The organism is Phaeovulum sp. (genome assembly GCF_030684035.1).
Classification (GTDB): Bacteria; Pseudomonadota; Alphaproteobacteria; order Rhodobacterales; family Rhodobacteraceae; genus UBA6213.
This window is the reverse complement of the sequence record NZ_JAUXPI010000004.1, coordinates 43,015-58,955: the sequence shown is the minus strand read 5'-3', so window position 1 is coordinate 58,955 and position 15,941 is coordinate 43,015. Positions and strand designations below refer to the sequence as shown.

Sequence of the window (15,941 nt, the reverse complement as noted above, 5' to 3'; positions counted from 1 at the left end):
GATCATGACAGCCCAGCGACTTGCCTTCGCCCTTTGTGTGTTGCTCCTTGGCGCGGGCATCCAACTGCAACCGGCCCAGGCGCAAACCACCGACTTCGGCGGCATCCGCGCCGATACCTCTGCTGCGGTCGAGATCAGCGCCGATAGCCTGACCATCGACCAGGCCGATGGCAGCGCGGTGTTTTCCGGCAATGTGGTGGTGTCGCAAGGCGCAATGCGGCTGGCGGCGGCGCTGGTGCGGGTCGAATACGGCAACGATGGCCAGCGCGAGATCAGCCGGCTACTGGCAAGCGGCGGTGTCGTTCTGGCCAGCGGCAGCGATGCCGCCGAGGCCGAAAGCGCCGAATACACGATTCTTTCCGGAACCGTCGTGCTGAGCGGCAATGTCGTGCTGACACAGGGCGGCAATGTGCTTTCGGGGCAGCGGCTGACGGTCAATCTGACCACCGGCACCGCCACCGTCGAAGGCCGGGTGCAGACCACGCTTCAGCCCGGGGGCAACTGATGCGGCCACGCCGCGCGCGCGCCCCGGTCGCAGTCCCGGCGGCGGTGCCGGGCCTTGTCGTCACCGGCCTGCGCAAATCCTACCGCCGCCGCCTGGTCTTGCGCGATGTCGCGCTGAGCCTCGCGCAGGGCGAGGTGGTGGCCCTGCTTGGCCCCAACGGATCGGGCAAGACCACCTGCTTTTACGCCATTGCCGGGCTGATCCTGCCGGATGCCGGGCAGGTCATGCTTGACGGCCGCGATGTGACCGGCTTGCCGATGTATCGGCGCGCCCAGCTTGGCATCGGCTATCTGCCGCAGGAAGCCTCGATCTTTCGTGGCCTGTCGGTCGAAGACAACATCCTTGCGGTGCTCGAAATCGTCGAGCGGCAGCGCCACAAGCAGCGCGAACGGCTGGAAGAGTTGCTGGGCGATTTCTCGATTGCGCATCTGCGCCACGCCCCGGCCGTGGCGCTTTCCGGCGGCGAGCGGCGACGGGTGGAAATCGCTCGCTGTCTGGCCGCCAACCCGCGCTTCTTGCTGCTCGATGAGCCCTTCGCCGGGGTCGATCCGATTTCGGTGGGTGACATCCGCACCCTCGTTCATGATCTGCGCTCGCGCGGGATCGGGGTCTTGATAACCGATCATAACGTGCGCGAAACCCTTGAAATCGTTGATCGTGCCTATATCCTGCATGACGGTGCCGTGCTGATGAGCGGCACCGCCGATGAGGTTGTGCGCGATGAAAACGTGCGCCGCGTCTATCTTGGGCAGGGCTTCCGGATAAGTTGAGCGCAGGAACATGCGCAGTTGCGGTACCGCAAACACGAAGCCGTTGACAACGGGTAGCCCGCAGGTGCCAAATAGGCTCAAATGCATGACCATCGCCCACGCTCCCGAGCGACGTCACCCGAAGCCCATGTTGCACGGGCCGCGCCTCGTGATTGTTCCCGGAGCACCCCCACGAAATTAACCGAACCGAAACCAAGGCCATGTTCGGCTGGGGCCGGTTCACACATCGGAAGGAGAACCCATGCGCTACCAGATCAGCGGCAAGCAGCTCGATATCGGCGATACGCTGCAATCCCATGTCAAGCAGGAGCTGGGCGAGACGCTGGACAAGTATTCGCAACGCCCGACCGACGCCACCGTGGTCTTTTCGCGGCTTGCGCATGCGTATCTGTGCGAAATTTCGGTGCATCTCTCCTCTGGCCTCACCGCTGCGGCCAAGGGCAGCGCGACCGAGGTTTATGCCGCTTTCGAGGATTGCCGCGAACATATGGACAAGCAGCTGCGCCGCTACAAGCGCCGGCTGAAAGACCATCAGCGCAACCGCCCCGAGCCTGTTGAATTCGGCGCCGCAGAGATGTATGTGCTCGCGGCAGATGCGGGCAGCGGGGATTCGGAACCCGAAAGCCTGACGCCGGTGATCGTCGCCGAGATGGAGGCACGGGTGCCGACGCTCTCGGTGGGCGAGGCGGTGATGCAGATGGAGATTGCGGGCGCGCCGATGCTGGTGTTCCGCAACGAGAAACATGGTGGTGTGAATGTGGTGCACCGCCGCGATGACGGGAACGTGGGCTGGATCGACCCGCGTCACATCAAATAGGCGCTTGCCGCAGGGCGCGGAGACGTAAGACGAATGCAGCTTTCAGACCTGCTCGGGGCAGATGCCGTCAAGGTTTTTGCCAATGTCACCAGCAAGAAACGCCTGTTTCAGGATCTTGCCGAAATTGCCCAGTCGGCCTACGGGCTCAACGCTTCCGATACGCTAGATGCGTTGCAGGACCGTGAGAGCCTTGGGCCGACGGGCGTGGGCCACGGTGTGGCGCTTCCGCATGCGCGGCTGCACGGCCTCACGCGGGTGGTCGGGGTGTTCGTGCGGCTTGAACGACCGCTGGAGTTTGATGCGGTTGACCGGCAGCCGGTCGATCTGGTGTTTGCGCTTTTCGCCCCCAAGGATTCGGGGGTTGAACACCTCAAGGCGCTGGCGCTGGTGTCACGCACCCTGCGCAACCCCGAATTCTGCGCCAAGCTGCGTGCCAATTCGGCACCCACGGCGCTGCATGCGCTGCTGACCGAGGCGGTGGGAACCCAGGCCGCCTAGCCGCGCCAGTCGGCAAAGCCAAAGCTCATGTAGTCGCGCGGGTAGGCTTCGCGCACCGCTGCTTCCATCTCGCCATCGTAGATTTTCGCAAGCGGAATCCCCTCGGCCTTGGCCGCAGGTGGCAGCGCCGGGCCGGGCAGGCCAACCGCCGCTGCAAGGCAGCCAAGATCGGCGGCCAATGTTTCCTCGCGGCAGAGCATGTCGGGCGGGGCAAAACTGCCAAATCCCTGAATCACCGCGTATTGGCTGGCCCAAAGCTGGTCGATGCGCACCGAGGTCTGGCCATTCAGATTGGCCTTGAGAAACTTCAGGAACGCCATGAACGCGTTGCGATGCGCCAGCGCGCTCAGCTTGCCCGCCGCCTCGACCGGCGGCAGCGGCACCTCGTAAAGCGAGCGCAGCACCTCGCGGATTTCGCCATAACGCCCCGGCAGAATTGCCTCGGTAAAGGCGGCATGGGCGCGCGACAGCGGGTGGCGGAGCACGGTAAAGCTGCGGTGGCCGGGGTGCCCGCGCTTCCACTGGCGCAGCGACTTCTGGGTGAAATCCTCGATCAGGCCGCCGTCAAAGCCTGCGAGCCAGCCGCGCACCCGCGCCTCGGGCCCGGTCTTCAGCGGCAGATAGAGCAGTGGCGCGCCGCTGGCGGCCACAAAGCCCGGCACGTTCGGCCCCCGGCGCGGCTCGAAGTTCGGGGTGCGCGAGAGGTTGAACCAGTCGATCCGCGTCAGCGCCGCCTCCATCTCGGGAAAATTGCGCACCTTTTGCGCCATTTCCTCGGGGTTCTGCACGATCAGCGCCTGCGATACCGCCCCCACGCCCTCCGGATGGCCCAGAAATCGGGCCATGCCGTTCAGCACGTCAACATTCAGAATGTCTTCGTAATCGACATAAAATGCGGTCTGGCCCGAGGTCTGCAAGGCGCGCAGCAGCTTCACCTGAAACTCCAGCAGCGGCGCAAGAAATGCCTCGAACTCGGCGGGCTTGAACGGAGCCTTGAATTCGCGCCGGTCGCGCACGTCGGTCAGCCGCCAGCGGTCGGTGTTATAGGCGATCTTCAGGCTGATGTAGCTTTCCACCGGGTTGCGGGTGAGAATGATCTTGGCGCAGCGCGGATCGGCCAGCACCGCCTCGAGCACGCGCGGGTCGTGGTCATGGAAATAGCGAAAGCCGTTCAGCCCCTCGGCCCCGCGGATGCGGGCCAGCAGGCCGAGCGGGTCGGCGGTGCGCTCTGCCAGCGTCACCCCCAGAAGCTCCTGAAGTTTCGGGTCGCCCAGATGCGCCGGGTTGAACGCCTCGCCGTGGCAGGTCAGCCCCTCGATCTGGTTCAGGCTCGCTTCCAGCAGGTTGGAACCGGTGCGCATTTCGGCAAAAATCACGAATGTGTCGAACGGGCGGGTCATGCGCGCGGGGCCTTACCTGACAATATAGGGGCGGCCGCGCTGCGGGCTAGGGCCCTGCGCATCGTCACCCACCGGAAACTCGCCCATCAGGCGCGGCTGCATGCCCTGATTCTTGAGGTTCTGCAAGAACCGGCCAAAGCCGGTCAGGTCCACCAGCCGCGGCACCTCGGCCAGCCGCCGGGTCGAACGCGGGCTGATTTCGTCGATGATGGTCTGCATCAGCTCCATCGGGTTCTCGATGAAATCGGCCATCGTCCAGATCCGCACCCGCGCCTTCACATACATCGAGCGCAGAATGTTGATCTGGTCGAGCTCGATCTTTTGCAGCCGCGCCGCCTCGCGCCGGGTCACCGCAAAGCTTTCGGGAGAACGGAACAGCGGCACCGCCCAGGCACCGCTGATCACCGAGATCTGCGCATTCGGGTCGGTGGCGAGGAACCAGTTGCAGGCCTGATTGTCGCGCGGGCTGAACTGAAAACACTGCCGCTCGCCGCGGCTGTTCCAGATCAGGTTGGTCAGGAAGGCTTGCGGGTTATAGTCGCGCAAGGTGGCGCTGTCGGTCAGGCAGCCCGCAAAAACGCTCTCGCCGCCTGCAAACCCGGCGCGTTCGGGCGCAAAAAGGTGCCCGTGCACCCGCGCGCCCGCGTATTTTGCCAGCCATCCGTCGAAGTTCTCGAAAAGGTCGGTAAAGCCCTGAAACACCGAATAGGGGGCCGAGGTCTTGCCGTTCTCGCGGTCGCGGTGCGGAAAGCGGCTTTGCATGTAAAGACCGGGCCGCCCGGTGGTGCGCCGCTCGACCGCCTTGGTGAAAAGCCTGTCGATCTTTACCGGGTCCGGTTCGGCGGTCGCGTCAATCGCGCTGCGCTGCGCCAGGAAGGCGGAATAAAGCCGGTCGGCGCGCGGCCATATCTTGCGCGCCACAAAGCAGTTGGAGCGGCGCAGCAATTGCAGGTGATCGTCATAGAAGAGATGCGGCTTGCCCTGATAGTCGAATTTGGAAAGCGTCAGCGAGCGGCTTTCGACATTGGTCGCGTAAAGCCGGGTCAGGGTCTGAAAATAGCTTTCGTCGGGGATCCAGACCTTGGCAAAATAGTCGTCATAGGCGGGCCGCTCGGGGTCTTGCAGAATCGAGGCGAGCGTGCGGCGGCTCAGGCACCACCACTGGCTGCCCATATGCGGTGCCAGCCCGTCGGGCACCTTGCGGCGCAACCCAAAGCGGCGTTGCAGCGCCACATAGCGGTCGAACAGCCGCCGGTGCCGCTTCCAGCTGAACGGAAAGTGCAGCGTGAAACGTTCCTCATCCAGCCCGCCAATGGTCCAGCCGACATCGGCGGTGGTGACGCTTTCGATGAAATCGGTGTGCGGTCGTGCGGCCAGATAGGCGGCAAGATCCTGCACCGGGCGCAGCGGCAGGCACGACCCCGAGGCAAGGAACACATGCCCCGCCTCGGGGTGCCGCGCCAGCATCTGTTCGGCCCCCGCCTGCGCCGCCGCCACCAGCGACCAGGTGCCCCATTCGCATTTGAAGCGGCGCGAAAAGCTGACATTGGCAAGATCGGCAAGGCTGCGCTGGAACTTGGTGTTTGCCAACGCATCGACCCGGCGATCGACATGGATCACCACCGGCGCGCCGCCCTCGGCCCAGAACCGCGCCACCTGCGCGGCCCGGTCAAGCTCGGTGTGGCACATCATCACGAAGCCGACCGTCACCCGCGTCTCCTCATGCCCAGTTGCCCTTCGACATCAGCCCCAATATCTCCAGCTGCCTCCAGTTGATGTATTTTTCGCTCCATTTGCACCAGAGGTCAGGCTCGGTCGAAAGCTGCTCGGAATAGACCATGTATTCACGCGAGCCGGCAAAATGCTCGCGCCGCTCAAGCTCCTCTGAAACCTTGGCGGTCAGCGGCGAGATGAACTTGGCATGCAGCAGGCAGCCCGAAACCTTTTCGCCGCCCCAGTCGTCAAACACCACGTTCAACCCGCGCGGCAGCAACATGTGGGTGGAAGAGGCGTAGGCATAGCGCCGCTGCCATTTCACCAACGGAATCTTGTTCAGCGACGGCGCATTGTGGGGGTCATCGGCAAAGAACATCCGCGCCCGTGGGCCGCCCTGAATCCAGAGGTTGTTGAACTCTCGGTTGCGCGAAATGGTATAATCGCCGCTATCGAACCACTGCGCGATGTCAAGCGGGTTCTGCCCCTCGCGGTAGGGTTGCGCATCGATCGGCCCCTTGGGATACATGTCCAGCAGCATCGCCGGAAACGAGCGGATCTCGTAGGTGTCAAGCCAGTCTGTCAACGCCCGGATCGGCCGGGTATCGCAGAACGGAAAGACGAGGAATTCATCGGGATCGACCGTCAGTGTCCAGTGCCGGTGGCCATAGCGCGCGAGCAGCCAGTTCATCCAGTCCATGCCGTAGCGCGAACCCTTGTAGCTGGCGGTGGTGTGCCAGAGCGAAACATCCTTTTGCGCGGCGAGATATTCGCGCGAGCCATCGTCACTGTCGTTATCGACGATCAGGAAATGGTTGATGCCAAGCTCGCGGTAATAGCGCAGGAACCATGGCAACCGCACCCGCTCGTTGCGCAGCGTGGCAAACAGCAGAATGTCGTCGGGCCTGATCGCGTCGGTGCGCCGCGCCACGGGTTTCAGGGCGTGGCGTTTTCGCAAGGCCCGCAGCAACAGCCGCCTGCGCTTCAGCCGCAGGCGATATGATTGCATCCAGCCCAAGCCCTTGCCCCACCCTCGCTTTGCCCCTGCGGCACGGCGTATTCTGGCCCCGTTATGCTTAACAAATCCCTCAATTGCCTGATGGGAATGCCCGGGGTCTTGCTGCTGTGTCCGCCGTTTGCGTCGTTTCCAAGAATATGCATTCATGCCGGTTGCGTAAACAACTGTATTCCAAGCAGAAACAAATATGCCCTTGGTTGCTCAGCGCGCGTTGCCTTCGTGCATCAGCCCAAGTGCGACAAGCTGCCGCCATCCCGCATATTCGCAAGCCGCCTCGTGCCAGAGGTCTGGGTTGGCAATCAACCCGTCGTAATAGGCATCAAACGCCTCCGCCTCGCCGAAATGCTCGCGCCGGGTCTTTTCCTCGCGCGATTTGGCGATGATCGTGGGCAGGAACTTGGAATGCAGCAGCACGCCCGAGGCAAGCGGCAGCCCCGCCGCGTCATGCATCTGGTTAAGCTGCCGTGGCAGCAGCGAATGGGTGGAATTCACATAGGCAAAACGCCGGTGCCATTTCACCAGCGGAATCTTGTTCAGCGTCGGCGCGCGGCGCGGCTCGTCGGCAAAGAACAGCCGTGCCCGCGCACCGCCCTGCACCCATTGGCAGCGCAGCAAGGGCTTGTGCAGCACCGTGTAGTTGCCCGCATCGAACCAGCGCAGGGTTGCAAACGGGTCGTCGCCCATCCGGTAGGGCGCGGCGTCAAGCGGCCCCTTTGGGTACATGTCAAGCATCAGCGCGCCAAACGCCCGGGTGCCCTCCGCATCCAGCCTTTCGGTCAGCGCGCGCAGCGGCAGCGTGTCGTGCCGCGGGTAGATGAAGGCCTCGTCGGCATCAAGCGTCAGGCACCAATGGCCGTGGCCATAATGCATCAAAAGCCAGTTCACCCAGTCAAGGCCAAAGCGCGAGGCCTTGTAGCTTGCACCCGTGGTCCAGACCGAGCAATCGGGCTCGCCCGCCAGAAAGTCGCGGCTGCCGTCGTCGCTGGCATTATCGACAAAAAGGAAATGCTGCACCCCAAGCGCGCGGTGATGGCTGAGGAACCACGGCAGCCGCACCGCCTCGTTGCGCACGCAGGCAAAGGCCAGAATGTCGTCGCGGCCGATCTGCTGCGTGCGGTCGGCTACGGCGCGAAGCCGGTGGCGCGAGCGGAACGACCGCCAGAGCAGCCGCTGCCGCTTCAGCCTGAGCCGCAGCATGACCCGAAGCTCCCGCATCCTCTGCCGCAAGCTGCCACCCATGTCGGCCTAGCTTTCGTAATGACCCGATTGCATCCAGCGCCAGGCGTCGGTGATCATCGCCGGCATGGTCGAGCGGGTGGGCCGCCAGCCAAGTTCGGCCATGGCGCGCGCCGAACCCGACACCAGAGATACCGCGTCGCCCGCCCGGCGCGGGCCATGGGTCACCGGCACCGGCCGGTTGGTCACCCCGCGCGCCGCCTCGATCACCTCTCGCACCGAAAACCCGGTGCCGCTGCCAAGGCAGAAAACCCGGCTTCCCCGGCCCGCCTCCAGCCATTGCAGCCCCAGCAAATGCGCCTCGGCAAGGTCCATCACATGCACATAATCGCGCACGCAGGTGCCGTCGCGGGTGGGGTAATCGGTGCCATGGAGCGTCAGTTCGGCCCGCCGCCCGTCGATCGCCTCAAGCAGCAGCGGCACCAGATGCGTCTCGGGCCGGTGAAACTCGCCCAGCTCGGCCTCGGGGTCGGCCCCGGCCACGTTGAAATACCGAAATATCACGCTTTGCAGCCCCTGCGCCGCGCCAAAATCCCGCAGCATGTGCTCGATTGCCAGCTTTGATGCGCCATAGGCGTTTAGCGGCACCTGCGCGGTGTCTTCGTCAAGCAGCACCCCGTCATGGTCGCCGTAAGTTGCGCAGGTCGAGGAGAACACGAAGTTGCGGCACCCTGCCGCCAGCGTCGCCTCGATCAGCGTCAGCGACGAAAGCACATTGTGGCGCCAGTAAAGGCCGGGGTCGGCCATCGCCTCGCCAACCTGGCTCAGCGCCGCGAAATGCATGACCGCCACTGGCTGCCAGCGCGCGAAAACCGCATCGAGCGCGCGGCGGTCGGCAAGCTCGCCCTGCTCGAACGGCCCGAACTTCACCGCCTCGCGCCAGCCGGTCACCAGGCTGTCGTAGCTCACCGGCACATAGCCCTGGGCGGCCAGCACCTTGCACGCGTGCGAGCCGATGTAGCCTGCGCCGCCGGTGACCAATACATGTTTCGCCATGCGCCTTACTCGGCGGCCTTCTGCACTGCAGTCATATGCGCGAGATACTGCGCAAATTCCTCGCGCAGATCGTCACGCGCCAGGCCAAAGGCCACGGTCGCTTGCAGGAAGCCGGGCTTTGATCCGCAGTCGAACCGCTGGCCACGAAAGCGGAAGCCGTAAACCGGGTCGCCTTGCGCAATTTCTTCGGCAATCGCGTCGGTCAGCTGAATCTCGCCGCCCGTCCCTGCCTTCAGCCGGTGCAGGTGCTGCATGATCCTTGGCGTCAGGATGTAGCGCCCGATCACCGCGAGGTTCGAAGGCGCGTCCGCAGGCGCGGGCTTTTCGACCATGCCGCGGGCGCGCACGATCGCGCCCATGTCGTCGGCGACGTCGAGAATACCGTAGGATGAAGCCTTCTCCGGCGGCACTTCCATGATGGCAACCATGTTGCCGCCGGTCTCGGCATAGGCTTCCATCATCTGTTGCAGGCAGGGCTTTTCGGCGGCGATCACGTCATCCGTCAGGATCACCGCGAAAGGCTCGTTGCCCACCAGCCGGCGCGCGCACCAGACTGCATGGCCAAGCCCGAGTGCGCGGTTTTGCCGCACATAGGCAATCGCGCCGCTATCCATGTTGGTGGTCTTCAGCATCTCCAGCATCGCGGTCTTGCCCGCCTTGCGCAGGGCATTTTCAAGCTCGGGCGCGTCGTCGAAGTAATCCTCCAGCGCCGATTTGCCGCGCGAGGTGACAAAGATGAACTCGCGGATGCCCGCTGCCCGCGCCTCGTCGATCGCGTATTGGATCAACGGTCGATCCACCAGCGTCATGATTTCCTTGGGAATGGATTTTGTCGCGGGCAGAAAACGGGTGCCCATACCCGCGACCGGAAAGATCGCCTTGGTAACCTTGCGCTTCATCGTACACCTGTTTGTTCCGCCTCATCGCGGGCGGTTTCCACTGACCCTGTCCCTTTAAACCCGCTTGGTGGATTTTTGGCAAGCGCGCGGCAAAAATCGCAAGGAAATTACGAAAAATGATGCGCAGTTTCCACGAATTGCGCCGTGCGGGCAGGCAGGGGCGCTAGTTCAGGCCCATTGCCGCCATCATCGCCTCGATCCGCGGCACGTCGGTGGGGTTGTTCAACTCCCAGAACTGCCGCCCCCGCGCCTCGACCTCAACGCAAAGCACGCGGCGGCCGTTTTCCAGGAAACGAAGCTGTTCCAGCCCTTCCAGCGTTTCCAGCGGCCCGACTTTCCATCCCGAATAGGCCAGCAGCGTTTCCGGCCGGTAGGCGTAAACGCCGACATGGTGAAACACCGGTGTCGGGGCCTCGGGCGCATAGTCGCGCCCAGTATAGGGGATCACTTCCTTGGAGAAATAGAGACCCCGGTTGCCGGTGCCGAAAACCGCCGTGGTGCCGCCCACCCGCCCCGCCGCGCGGTCGGCGCGCAGCGAAGACAGCATCGCCCCCTCGCAACGCAGCACCGGGGTCGCCAATTCGGCCTCGGCATCGGCGCGCAACCCCGCGACCAGTTCCTCGACGAACCACGGCGGGGTCAGCGGCGCATCGCCTTGCAGGTTCACCACGATGTCATGGCCACCGCCCAGCAATGCCAGCGCCTCGGCGCAGCGCTCGGTGCCATTGGCGCATTCGGGCGAGGTCATCACCACCTCGGCACCAAAGCTTTCGGCCTCGGCGCGAATGCTTCCCGCGTCGGTCGCCACCACCACGCGCGCCACGCCCTGCACCGCCATTGCCGCATCCCAACTGCGCCGGATCAGGGTTTTCGCCGCGCCACCGGCACCACGCAGGCTGACCAGCGGCTTGCCCGGATAGCGGCTTGAGGCATAGCGGGCGGGAATGACGATCAGCACGCTCATGGCTGCACCAGCAGCACGCCGGGGGCATAGGCAATGAAAAACGGGTTCTCGAAGCCGGGCTTGCCATAGCTGAGCGGCGTGTGGTCATCAAACCGCACCACCACGCCGCCGGCCCCGCGCAGCACCGCATCGCCCGCCGCCGTGTCCCATTCCATGGTGCGCCCCAGACGCGGGTAAAGGTCGGCCTCGCCGGTCGCCACCAGACAGAACTTGAGGCTCGACCCGGCGCTCGTCATGTCCTGCACCCCGTAAGACGCAATGTAATCGTCAGTTGCCTGATCGCGGTGCGATTTCGAGGCGACCACCATCAGCGCGCGGTTGTCGGGTATCGAAACCGAAATCGGCCGCTGCTCGCCGGGGGCTTCCTTGGCAAAGGGGCCGATCTCCTCAACGCTGCGACCATCGGCGAGCGTATAGAAAAGCCTGCCCTTCGCCGGGGCATAGACGATGCCGCGCAGCGGCACACCGTTTTCCACATAGGCGATGTTCACGGTGAAATCGCCGCGCCGCTGCACGAATTCCTTGGTGCCGTCCAGCGGATCGACAATCAGAAACGTATCCGCGCTTTGCCCGTGGCTTGCGGCCTGTTCTTCGGTAATCAGCGCCACGCCCGGAAACGCCGCCCGCAACCCTGCCGAGATCAGCGCATCCGCAACTTCGTCGGCCTCGGTTATCGGGCTGGAATCGGACTTGGCGCGCACCGCGAAATCAGCTGAAACGTAAATGTCCATGATCCGGTCGCCCGCATCCAAGGCCAGGCGGCGCATGATGGTCGCAAGTTTTTCATGGTCCATCGCGGGGTTCTCCGAAATCGGCGGCTGGCGTTGATCCGCCGAGGCATTCACTTTATGATCTGCCATCAAGGGATCGGCAAGGTTTCCCGGCAAGGGTGCAGGCAGGGCCGCCATCGCGGCAGAAACGGGCAGGCCATGTTTACGCCGCAGCGACGCAAAGGCAAGATCGGCACCGGGTTCAGCATTCTCGGGCTGATCTACCACGCCACCGTGCGCTCGATCCGCAAAAGCCACGGCAATGCGATGCTCGGGCTGGTCATGAACATGATGCAGACCATCGTTCTGGTCGCGGTGTTCTATGTGATGTTCGACATTCTGGGTATGCGTGGTTCCGCGGTGCGCGGCGACTTTCTGCTTTACATCATGTCGGGCATCTTCCTGTTCCTGACCCACACCAAGGCGCTGGGCGCGGTGGCCGGAGCCGAGGGGCCGACTTCGGCGATGATGAAGCATGCGCCGATGACCACGGCGGTCACCATCGGCTCGGCGGCGCTTGGCGTGCTTTACATCCAGACGCTGTCGCTTCTGGTGGTGCTGTTCATCTACCACGTCGCCTTCACCCCGATCAGCATCGATCGGCCGATCGAGGCTTATGGCATGCTGCTTTTGTCGTGGTTCACCGGCGCGGCCATCGGCACCGTGCTTCTGGCGGCAAAGCCCTGGGCCCCGAACGCGGTCGGGGTGATCCAGCAGCTTTACAGCCGCGCCAACATGATCGCTTCGGGCAAGATGTTTCTGGCCAACACGCTTTCCTACACGATGCTGAAGCTGTTTGACTGGAACCCGCTGTTTCACACCATCGATCAGGCGCGCGGCTATGTCTTCATCAACTACAACCCGCATTACTCAAGCTGGACCTATCCGCTCTATGTCGGCCTTGCGCTTTTGATGATCGGGCTGATGGGAGAGTTCTATACCCGCCAGTATGCTTCGGTAAGCTGGGGCGCGCGGCGCTGACCCATGCCGAAGTCGCGTGCAGCCGGGTTTGCCGCGATACTCGTCACGAAATGCGGTGCATGGCAGCCGTTTTTCGCAGTCGCAGGGCGCTTGCAGGGCGCTTGACCCCTCCTTATATACGCCCAGAAGCCGGAGCGGGCAAAGCCTCGCGCCGGATCGTATTCAAAACCTGGGATCGGAGGGCAGGGGCCGTGCTCGGGCCTGTCATCCATAAACATCGCCGCGAGAAAAGGGTTACATCATGGCCAAAGTCATCGGCATCGACCTCGGAACCACCAACAGCTGCGTCGCCATCATGGATGGTGCCCAGCCCCGCGTCATCGAAAACTCGGAAGGCGCGCGCACCACGCCGTCGATCGTCGCCTATACCGAAACCGAGCGTCTGGTCGGCCAGTCGGCCAAGCGCCAGGCGGTCACCAACGCCACCAACACGATCTTCGCCGTCAAACGCCTGATCGGCCGCCGCGTCACCGACGCCGAGGTTGAAAAGGACCGCAAGCTGGTGCCCTACACCATCGTCGATGGCGGCAATGGCGATGCCTGGGTCGAGGTGCGGGGCCAGAAATACTCGCCCGCGCAGGTCTCCGCCGTGATCCTCCAGAAGATGAAGGAAACCGCCGAAAGCTATCTGGGCGAAGAAGTCACGCAGGCGGTCATCACCGTGCCTGCCTATTTCAACGATGCCCAGCGGCAGGCCACCAAGGACGCCGGCAAGATCGCCGGGCTCGAGGTGCTGCGGATCATCAACGAACCCACCGCGGCGGCGCTCGCCTATGGGCTCGACAAGAAGGAATCGAAGACCATCGCGGTTTATGACCTCGGCGGCGGCACCTTCGACATCACCATTCTGGAAATCGACGATGGCCTCTTCGAGGTGAAATCGACCAACGGCGACACCTTCCTGGGTGGCGAAGATTTCGACATGCGCATCGTCAACTACCTCGCCGATGAATTCCGCAAGGAGCATGGCGTTGATCTCACCGGCGACAAGATGGCGCTTCAGCGCCTGAAAGAGGCGGCGGAAAAAGCCAAGATCGAGCTTTCCTCAAGCCAGCAGACCGAAATCAACCAGCCCTTCATCTCGATGAACGCGCAATCCGGCACGCCCTTGCACATGGTGATGAAGCTGACCCGCGCCAAGCTGGAAAGCCTCGTGGGCGACCTCATCAAGGCCTCGCTCAAGCCCTGCGCCGCCGCGCTGAAAGATGCCGGCGTGAGCAAGGCCGACATCGACGAGGTGGTGCTTGTCGGCGGCATGACCCGGATGCCCAAGGTGGTGGAAGAAGTCACCGCCTTCTTCGGCAAGGAGCCGCACAAGGGCGTCAACCCCGATGAGGTGGTGGCGCTGGGAGCCGCTATTCAGGCGGGCGTGCTGCAAGGCGACGTGAAGGATGTGGTGCTTCTTGATGTCACGCCGCTGTCGCTCGGCATCGAAACCCTGGGCGGCGTCTTCACCCGCCTGATCGACCGCAACACCACGATCCCGACCAAGAAAAGCCAGGTGTTCTCGACCGCCGAAGATAACCAGAACGCGGTCACCATCCGGGTTTTCCAGGGCGAGCGCGAAATGGCGGCCGACAACAAGATGCTCGGCATGTTCAACCTTGAAGATATCCCGCCCGCCCCGCGCGGCCTGCCGCAGATCGAGGTGACGTTCGACATCGATGCGAACGGCATCGTCTCGGTCAACGCCAAGGACAAGGGCACCGGCAAGGCCCAGCAGATCACCATTCAGGCCTCGGGCGGTCTGACCGACGCCGAGATCGACAAGATGGTGAAGGATGCCGAGGCCAACGCCGAATCCGACCGCAATCGCAAGGAGCTGGTGGAAACCCGCAACCACGCCGAAAGCCTGCTGCATTCGACCAAGAAATCGCTTGATGAACATGGCGACAAGGTCGATGGCTCGACCGTCGAAGTGATCGAACTGGCGATGAAGGCGCTTGAGGAGACGCTGAAAACCGAGGATGTCGGCAAGATCAAGGGCGGTGTGCAGAACCTCACCGACGCCGCGATGAAGCTTGGCGAAGCGATCTACAAGGCCTCGGCCGCCGCTGGCGAAGCCGCCGCCGACGAAGATGCGCCGCATGGGGTCGATGATGATATCGTCGATGCCGACTTCGAGGATCTTGGCGACAAAAAGCGCAAGTAAGCGCTGGAACCCGCGCCCCGGCCCCGCGCAAGCGGTGGCCGGGGCAGGGCTCCCGATAGGGGCGGCTCATGGCAAAACGAGATTTCTACGAGGTTCTTGGCCTCTCACGCGGCGCCACCGCCGAAGAGATCAAAAAGGCCTACCGCGGCAAGGCAAAAGAGCTTCACCCCGACCGCAACCAGACAAGCCCCGATGCCGAGGCCAGATTCAAAGAGGTGAACGAGGCCTACGACGTGCTGAAAGACGAGCAGCGCAAGGCGGCCTATGACCGTTTTGGCCATGCGGCGTTTGAAGGCGGCATGGGTGGCGGGCACCCCGGTGCCGGCGGTCAGGGCGATTTCGCCTCGGCCTTTTCCGACGTGTTCGAGGACCTCTTTGGCGATTTCATGGGTGGCCGCGGCGGTCAGGCCGGCCGCGGCCGCGCCAGCCGCGGATCCGATCTGCGCTACAATTTGCGGGTGACGCTGGAAGAGGCCTATGCCGGGGTGCCGAAATCGATCACCGTGCCCGGCTCGCACGCCTGCACCGCCTGCAATGGCACCGGTGCCGAGGGCGGGGCCGAGCCTGCCACCTGCCCGACCTGCTCGGGCATGGGTAAGGTGCGCGCGCAGAACGGCTTTTTCACCGTCGAACGGACCTGTCCCACCTGCAACGGTGCTGGTCATGTGATCAAGAACCCCTGCCGCACCTGCCACGGCGCGGGGCGGCTTGAGAAAGACCGCACGCTACAGGTCAACATTCCCGCCGGGGTCGAAACCGGCACCCGCATTCGCCTTGCCGGTGAAGGCGAGGCGGGCGGGCGCGGCGGCCCTTCGGGCGACCTCTACATCTTCATCGAAGTGCGCGAGCACACGATCTTTCAGCGCGACGGGGCGACGCTGTTTTGCCGGGTGCCGGTCAGCATGGCGAGCGCGGCGCTTGGCGGCGAGGTCGAGGTGCCGACCATCGAGGGCGGCCGCAGCCTGGTAAAGATCCCCGCAGGCAGCCAGTCTGGCCGCCAGATGCGGTTGCGCGGCAAGGGCATGCCGGCGCTGCGCGGCGGTGGCCAGGCGGGCGACATGGTGATCGAGCTGGCAGTGGAAACCCCGGTGAACCTGACCGGTCGGCAGCGCGAGATACTGCGCGAATTCGACAAGATCGACGCCGACAACAACCCCGAAACCGCCTCGTTCTTCAAGAAGGTGAAAAGCTTCTGGGCGGCGATGAAGGGCTGAGCCCTGCA

15 protein-coding genes are annotated in these 15,941 nt (G+C 63.8%); 7 read left to right on the top strand and 8 right to left on the bottom strand.

Annotated elements, in window-relative coordinates; all coding sequences use genetic code 11:
- Window positions 1-4 precede the first annotated feature (4 nt).
- The 4 genes from Q8J98_RS01745 (at window position 5) to Q8J98_RS01730 (ending at window position 2,590) form a co-directional block, all read left to right on the top strand.
- Window positions 5-505 (top strand): LptA/OstA family protein, encoded by a 501-nt coding sequence (locus Q8J98_RS01745; protein WP_305292877.1) that lies wholly within the window; start codon window positions 5-7, stop codon window positions 503-505.
- Entirely contained in the window at window positions 505-1,275 is a 771-nt protein-coding gene (gene lptB / locus Q8J98_RS01740) for an LPS export ABC transporter ATP-binding protein (RefSeq protein WP_305184567.1), read from the top strand. Before Q8J98_RS01745 ends, lptB begins: the two co-directional genes overlap by 1 nt.
- A gap of 241 nt (window positions 1,276-1,516) precedes the next feature.
- Entirely contained in the window at window positions 1,517-2,092 is a 576-nt protein-coding gene (hpf, locus tag Q8J98_RS01735; RefSeq protein ID WP_305292876.1) for a ribosome hibernation-promoting factor, HPF/YfiA family, read from the top strand.
- A 33-nt stretch (window positions 2,093-2,125) separates the two neighbouring features.
- Window positions 2,126-2,590 carry a PTS sugar transporter subunit IIA gene (locus Q8J98_RS01730; RefSeq protein ID WP_305184565.1) on the top strand — a complete coding sequence of 155 codons (465 nt, stop codon included), beginning with the start codon at window positions 2,126-2,128 and terminating at the stop codon, window positions 2,588-2,590.
- On the opposite strand, the gene Q8J98_RS01725 is transcribed toward Q8J98_RS01730, so the two are convergent.
- From Q8J98_RS01725 to cysQ, 8 genes are all read right to left on the bottom strand, one after another.
- Complete coding sequence (locus Q8J98_RS01725) at window positions 2,587-3,990, bottom strand: nodulation protein NodH (RefSeq protein WP_305292875.1); 1,404 nt, start codon at window positions 3,988-3,990, stop codon at window positions 2,587-2,589. The genes Q8J98_RS01730 and Q8J98_RS01725 overlap by 4 nt on opposite strands.
- Before the next feature lie 12 nt (window positions 3,991-4,002).
- On the bottom strand, window positions 4,003-5,700 hold the full coding sequence (locus Q8J98_RS01720; protein ID WP_305292874.1) for a beta-1,6-N-acetylglucosaminyltransferase: 1,698 nt from the start codon (window positions 5,698-5,700) through the stop codon (window positions 4,003-4,005).
- Window positions 5,701-5,710: 10 nt separating this feature from the next.
- Entirely contained in the window at window positions 5,711-6,712 is a 1,002-nt protein-coding gene (locus tag Q8J98_RS01715; RefSeq protein WP_305292873.1) for a glycosyltransferase family 2 protein, read from the bottom strand.
- Between the two features lie 210 nt (window positions 6,713-6,922).
- Window positions 6,923-7,918, bottom strand: coding sequence for a glycosyltransferase family 2 protein (locus tag Q8J98_RS01710; protein WP_305292872.1), 996 nt, complete (start codon window positions 7,916-7,918; stop codon window positions 6,923-6,925).
- Window positions 7,919-7,966: 48 nt separating this feature from the next.
- The gene (gene galE / locus Q8J98_RS01705; RefSeq protein WP_305292871.1) at window positions 7,967-8,953 is read right to left on the bottom strand and encodes a UDP-glucose 4-epimerase GalE; all 987 of its coding nucleotides are present in this window, start codon (window positions 8,951-8,953) and stop codon (window positions 7,967-7,969) included.
- A 5-nt stretch (window positions 8,954-8,958) separates the two neighbouring features.
- A complete protein-coding gene (galU, locus tag Q8J98_RS01700) occupies window positions 8,959-9,852 on the bottom strand; it encodes a UTP--glucose-1-phosphate uridylyltransferase GalU (protein ID WP_305292870.1) in 894 nt (297 codons plus the stop codon).
- A 163-nt stretch (window positions 9,853-10,015) separates the two neighbouring features.
- Window positions 10,016-10,816, bottom strand: a complete 801-nt coding sequence (locus Q8J98_RS01695) for a 3-deoxy-manno-octulosonate cytidylyltransferase (RefSeq protein ID WP_305292869.1) — start codon at window positions 10,814-10,816, stop codon at window positions 10,016-10,018.
- Window positions 10,813-11,610 (bottom strand): 3'(2'),5'-bisphosphate nucleotidase CysQ, encoded by a 798-nt coding sequence (cysQ, locus tag Q8J98_RS01690; RefSeq protein WP_305292906.1) that lies wholly within the window; start codon window positions 11,608-11,610, stop codon window positions 10,813-10,815. The genes Q8J98_RS01695 and cysQ overlap by 4 nt, the downstream gene beginning before the upstream one ends.
- A gap of 135 nt (window positions 11,611-11,745) precedes the next feature.
- Between cysQ and Q8J98_RS01685 the strand changes: the two genes are divergently transcribed.
- The 3 genes from Q8J98_RS01685 to dnaJ all read left to right on the top strand — a co-directional run bounded on the left by Q8J98_RS01685 (window position 11,746) and on the right by dnaJ (window position 15,933).
- Window positions 11,746-12,567, top strand: a complete 822-nt coding sequence (locus tag Q8J98_RS01685; protein WP_305184557.1) for an ABC transporter permease — start codon at window positions 11,746-11,748, stop codon at window positions 12,565-12,567.
- A 241-nt stretch (window positions 12,568-12,808) separates the two neighbouring features.
- The gene (dnaK, locus tag Q8J98_RS01680; protein WP_305184556.1) at window positions 12,809-14,719 is read left to right on the top strand and encodes a molecular chaperone DnaK; all 1,911 of its coding nucleotides are present in this window, start codon (window positions 12,809-12,811) and stop codon (window positions 14,717-14,719) included.
- A gap of 68 nt (window positions 14,720-14,787) precedes the next feature.
- Window positions 14,788-15,933, top strand: a complete 1,146-nt coding sequence (gene dnaJ / locus Q8J98_RS01675; protein ID WP_305292868.1) for a molecular chaperone DnaJ — start codon at window positions 14,788-14,790, stop codon at window positions 15,931-15,933.
- The last annotated feature ends 8 nt before the right edge of the window (window positions 15,934-15,941 follow it).

Bases quoted from the DNA above. Each gene is read 5' to 3' on its own strand.
- galE (WP_305292871.1), bottom strand. From the start codon at position 8,953: ATGGCGAAACATGTATTGGTCACCGGCGGCGCAGGCTACATCGGCTCG.
- galU (WP_305292870.1), bottom strand. From the start codon at position 9,852: ATGAAGCGCAAGGTTACCAAGGCGATCTTTCCGGTCGCGGGTATGGGC.
- Q8J98_RS01730 (WP_305184565.1), top strand. From the start codon at position 2,126: ATGCAGCTTTCAGACCTGCTCGGGGCAGATGCCGTCAAGGTTTTTGCC.
- Q8J98_RS01725 (WP_305292875.1), bottom strand. From the start codon at position 3,990: ATGACCCGCCCGTTCGACACATTCGTGATTTTTGCCGAAATGCGCACC.
- Q8J98_RS01685 (WP_305184557.1), top strand. From the start codon at position 11,746: ATGTTTACGCCGCAGCGACGCAAAGGCAAGATCGGCACCGGGTTCAGC.
- Q8J98_RS01715 (WP_305292873.1), bottom strand. From the start codon at position 6,712: ATGCAATCATATCGCCTGCGGCTGAAGCGCAGGCGGCTGTTGCTGCGG.
- dnaK (WP_305184556.1), top strand. From the start codon at position 12,809: ATGGCCAAAGTCATCGGCATCGACCTCGGAACCACCAACAGCTGCGTC.
- dnaJ (WP_305292868.1), top strand. From the start codon at position 14,788: ATGGCAAAACGAGATTTCTACGAGGTTCTTGGCCTCTCACGCGGCGCC.
- cysQ (WP_305292906.1), bottom strand. From the start codon at position 11,610: ATGGACCATGAAAAACTTGCGACCATCATGCGCCGCCTGGCCTTGGAT.
- lptB (WP_305184567.1), top strand. From the start codon at position 505: ATGCGGCCACGCCGCGCGCGCGCCCCGGTCGCAGTCCCGGCGGCGGTG.
- hpf (WP_305292876.1), top strand. From the start codon at position 1,517: ATGCGCTACCAGATCAGCGGCAAGCAGCTCGATATCGGCGATACGCTG.
- Q8J98_RS01710 (WP_305292872.1), bottom strand. From the start codon at position 7,918: ATGCTGCGGCTCAGGCTGAAGCGGCAGCGGCTGCTCTGGCGGTCGTTC.
- Q8J98_RS01745 (WP_305292877.1), top strand. From the start codon at position 5: ATGACAGCCCAGCGACTTGCCTTCGCCCTTTGTGTGTTGCTCCTTGGC.
- Q8J98_RS01695 (WP_305292869.1), bottom strand. From the start codon at position 10,816: ATGAGCGTGCTGATCGTCATTCCCGCCCGCTATGCCTCAAGCCGCTAT.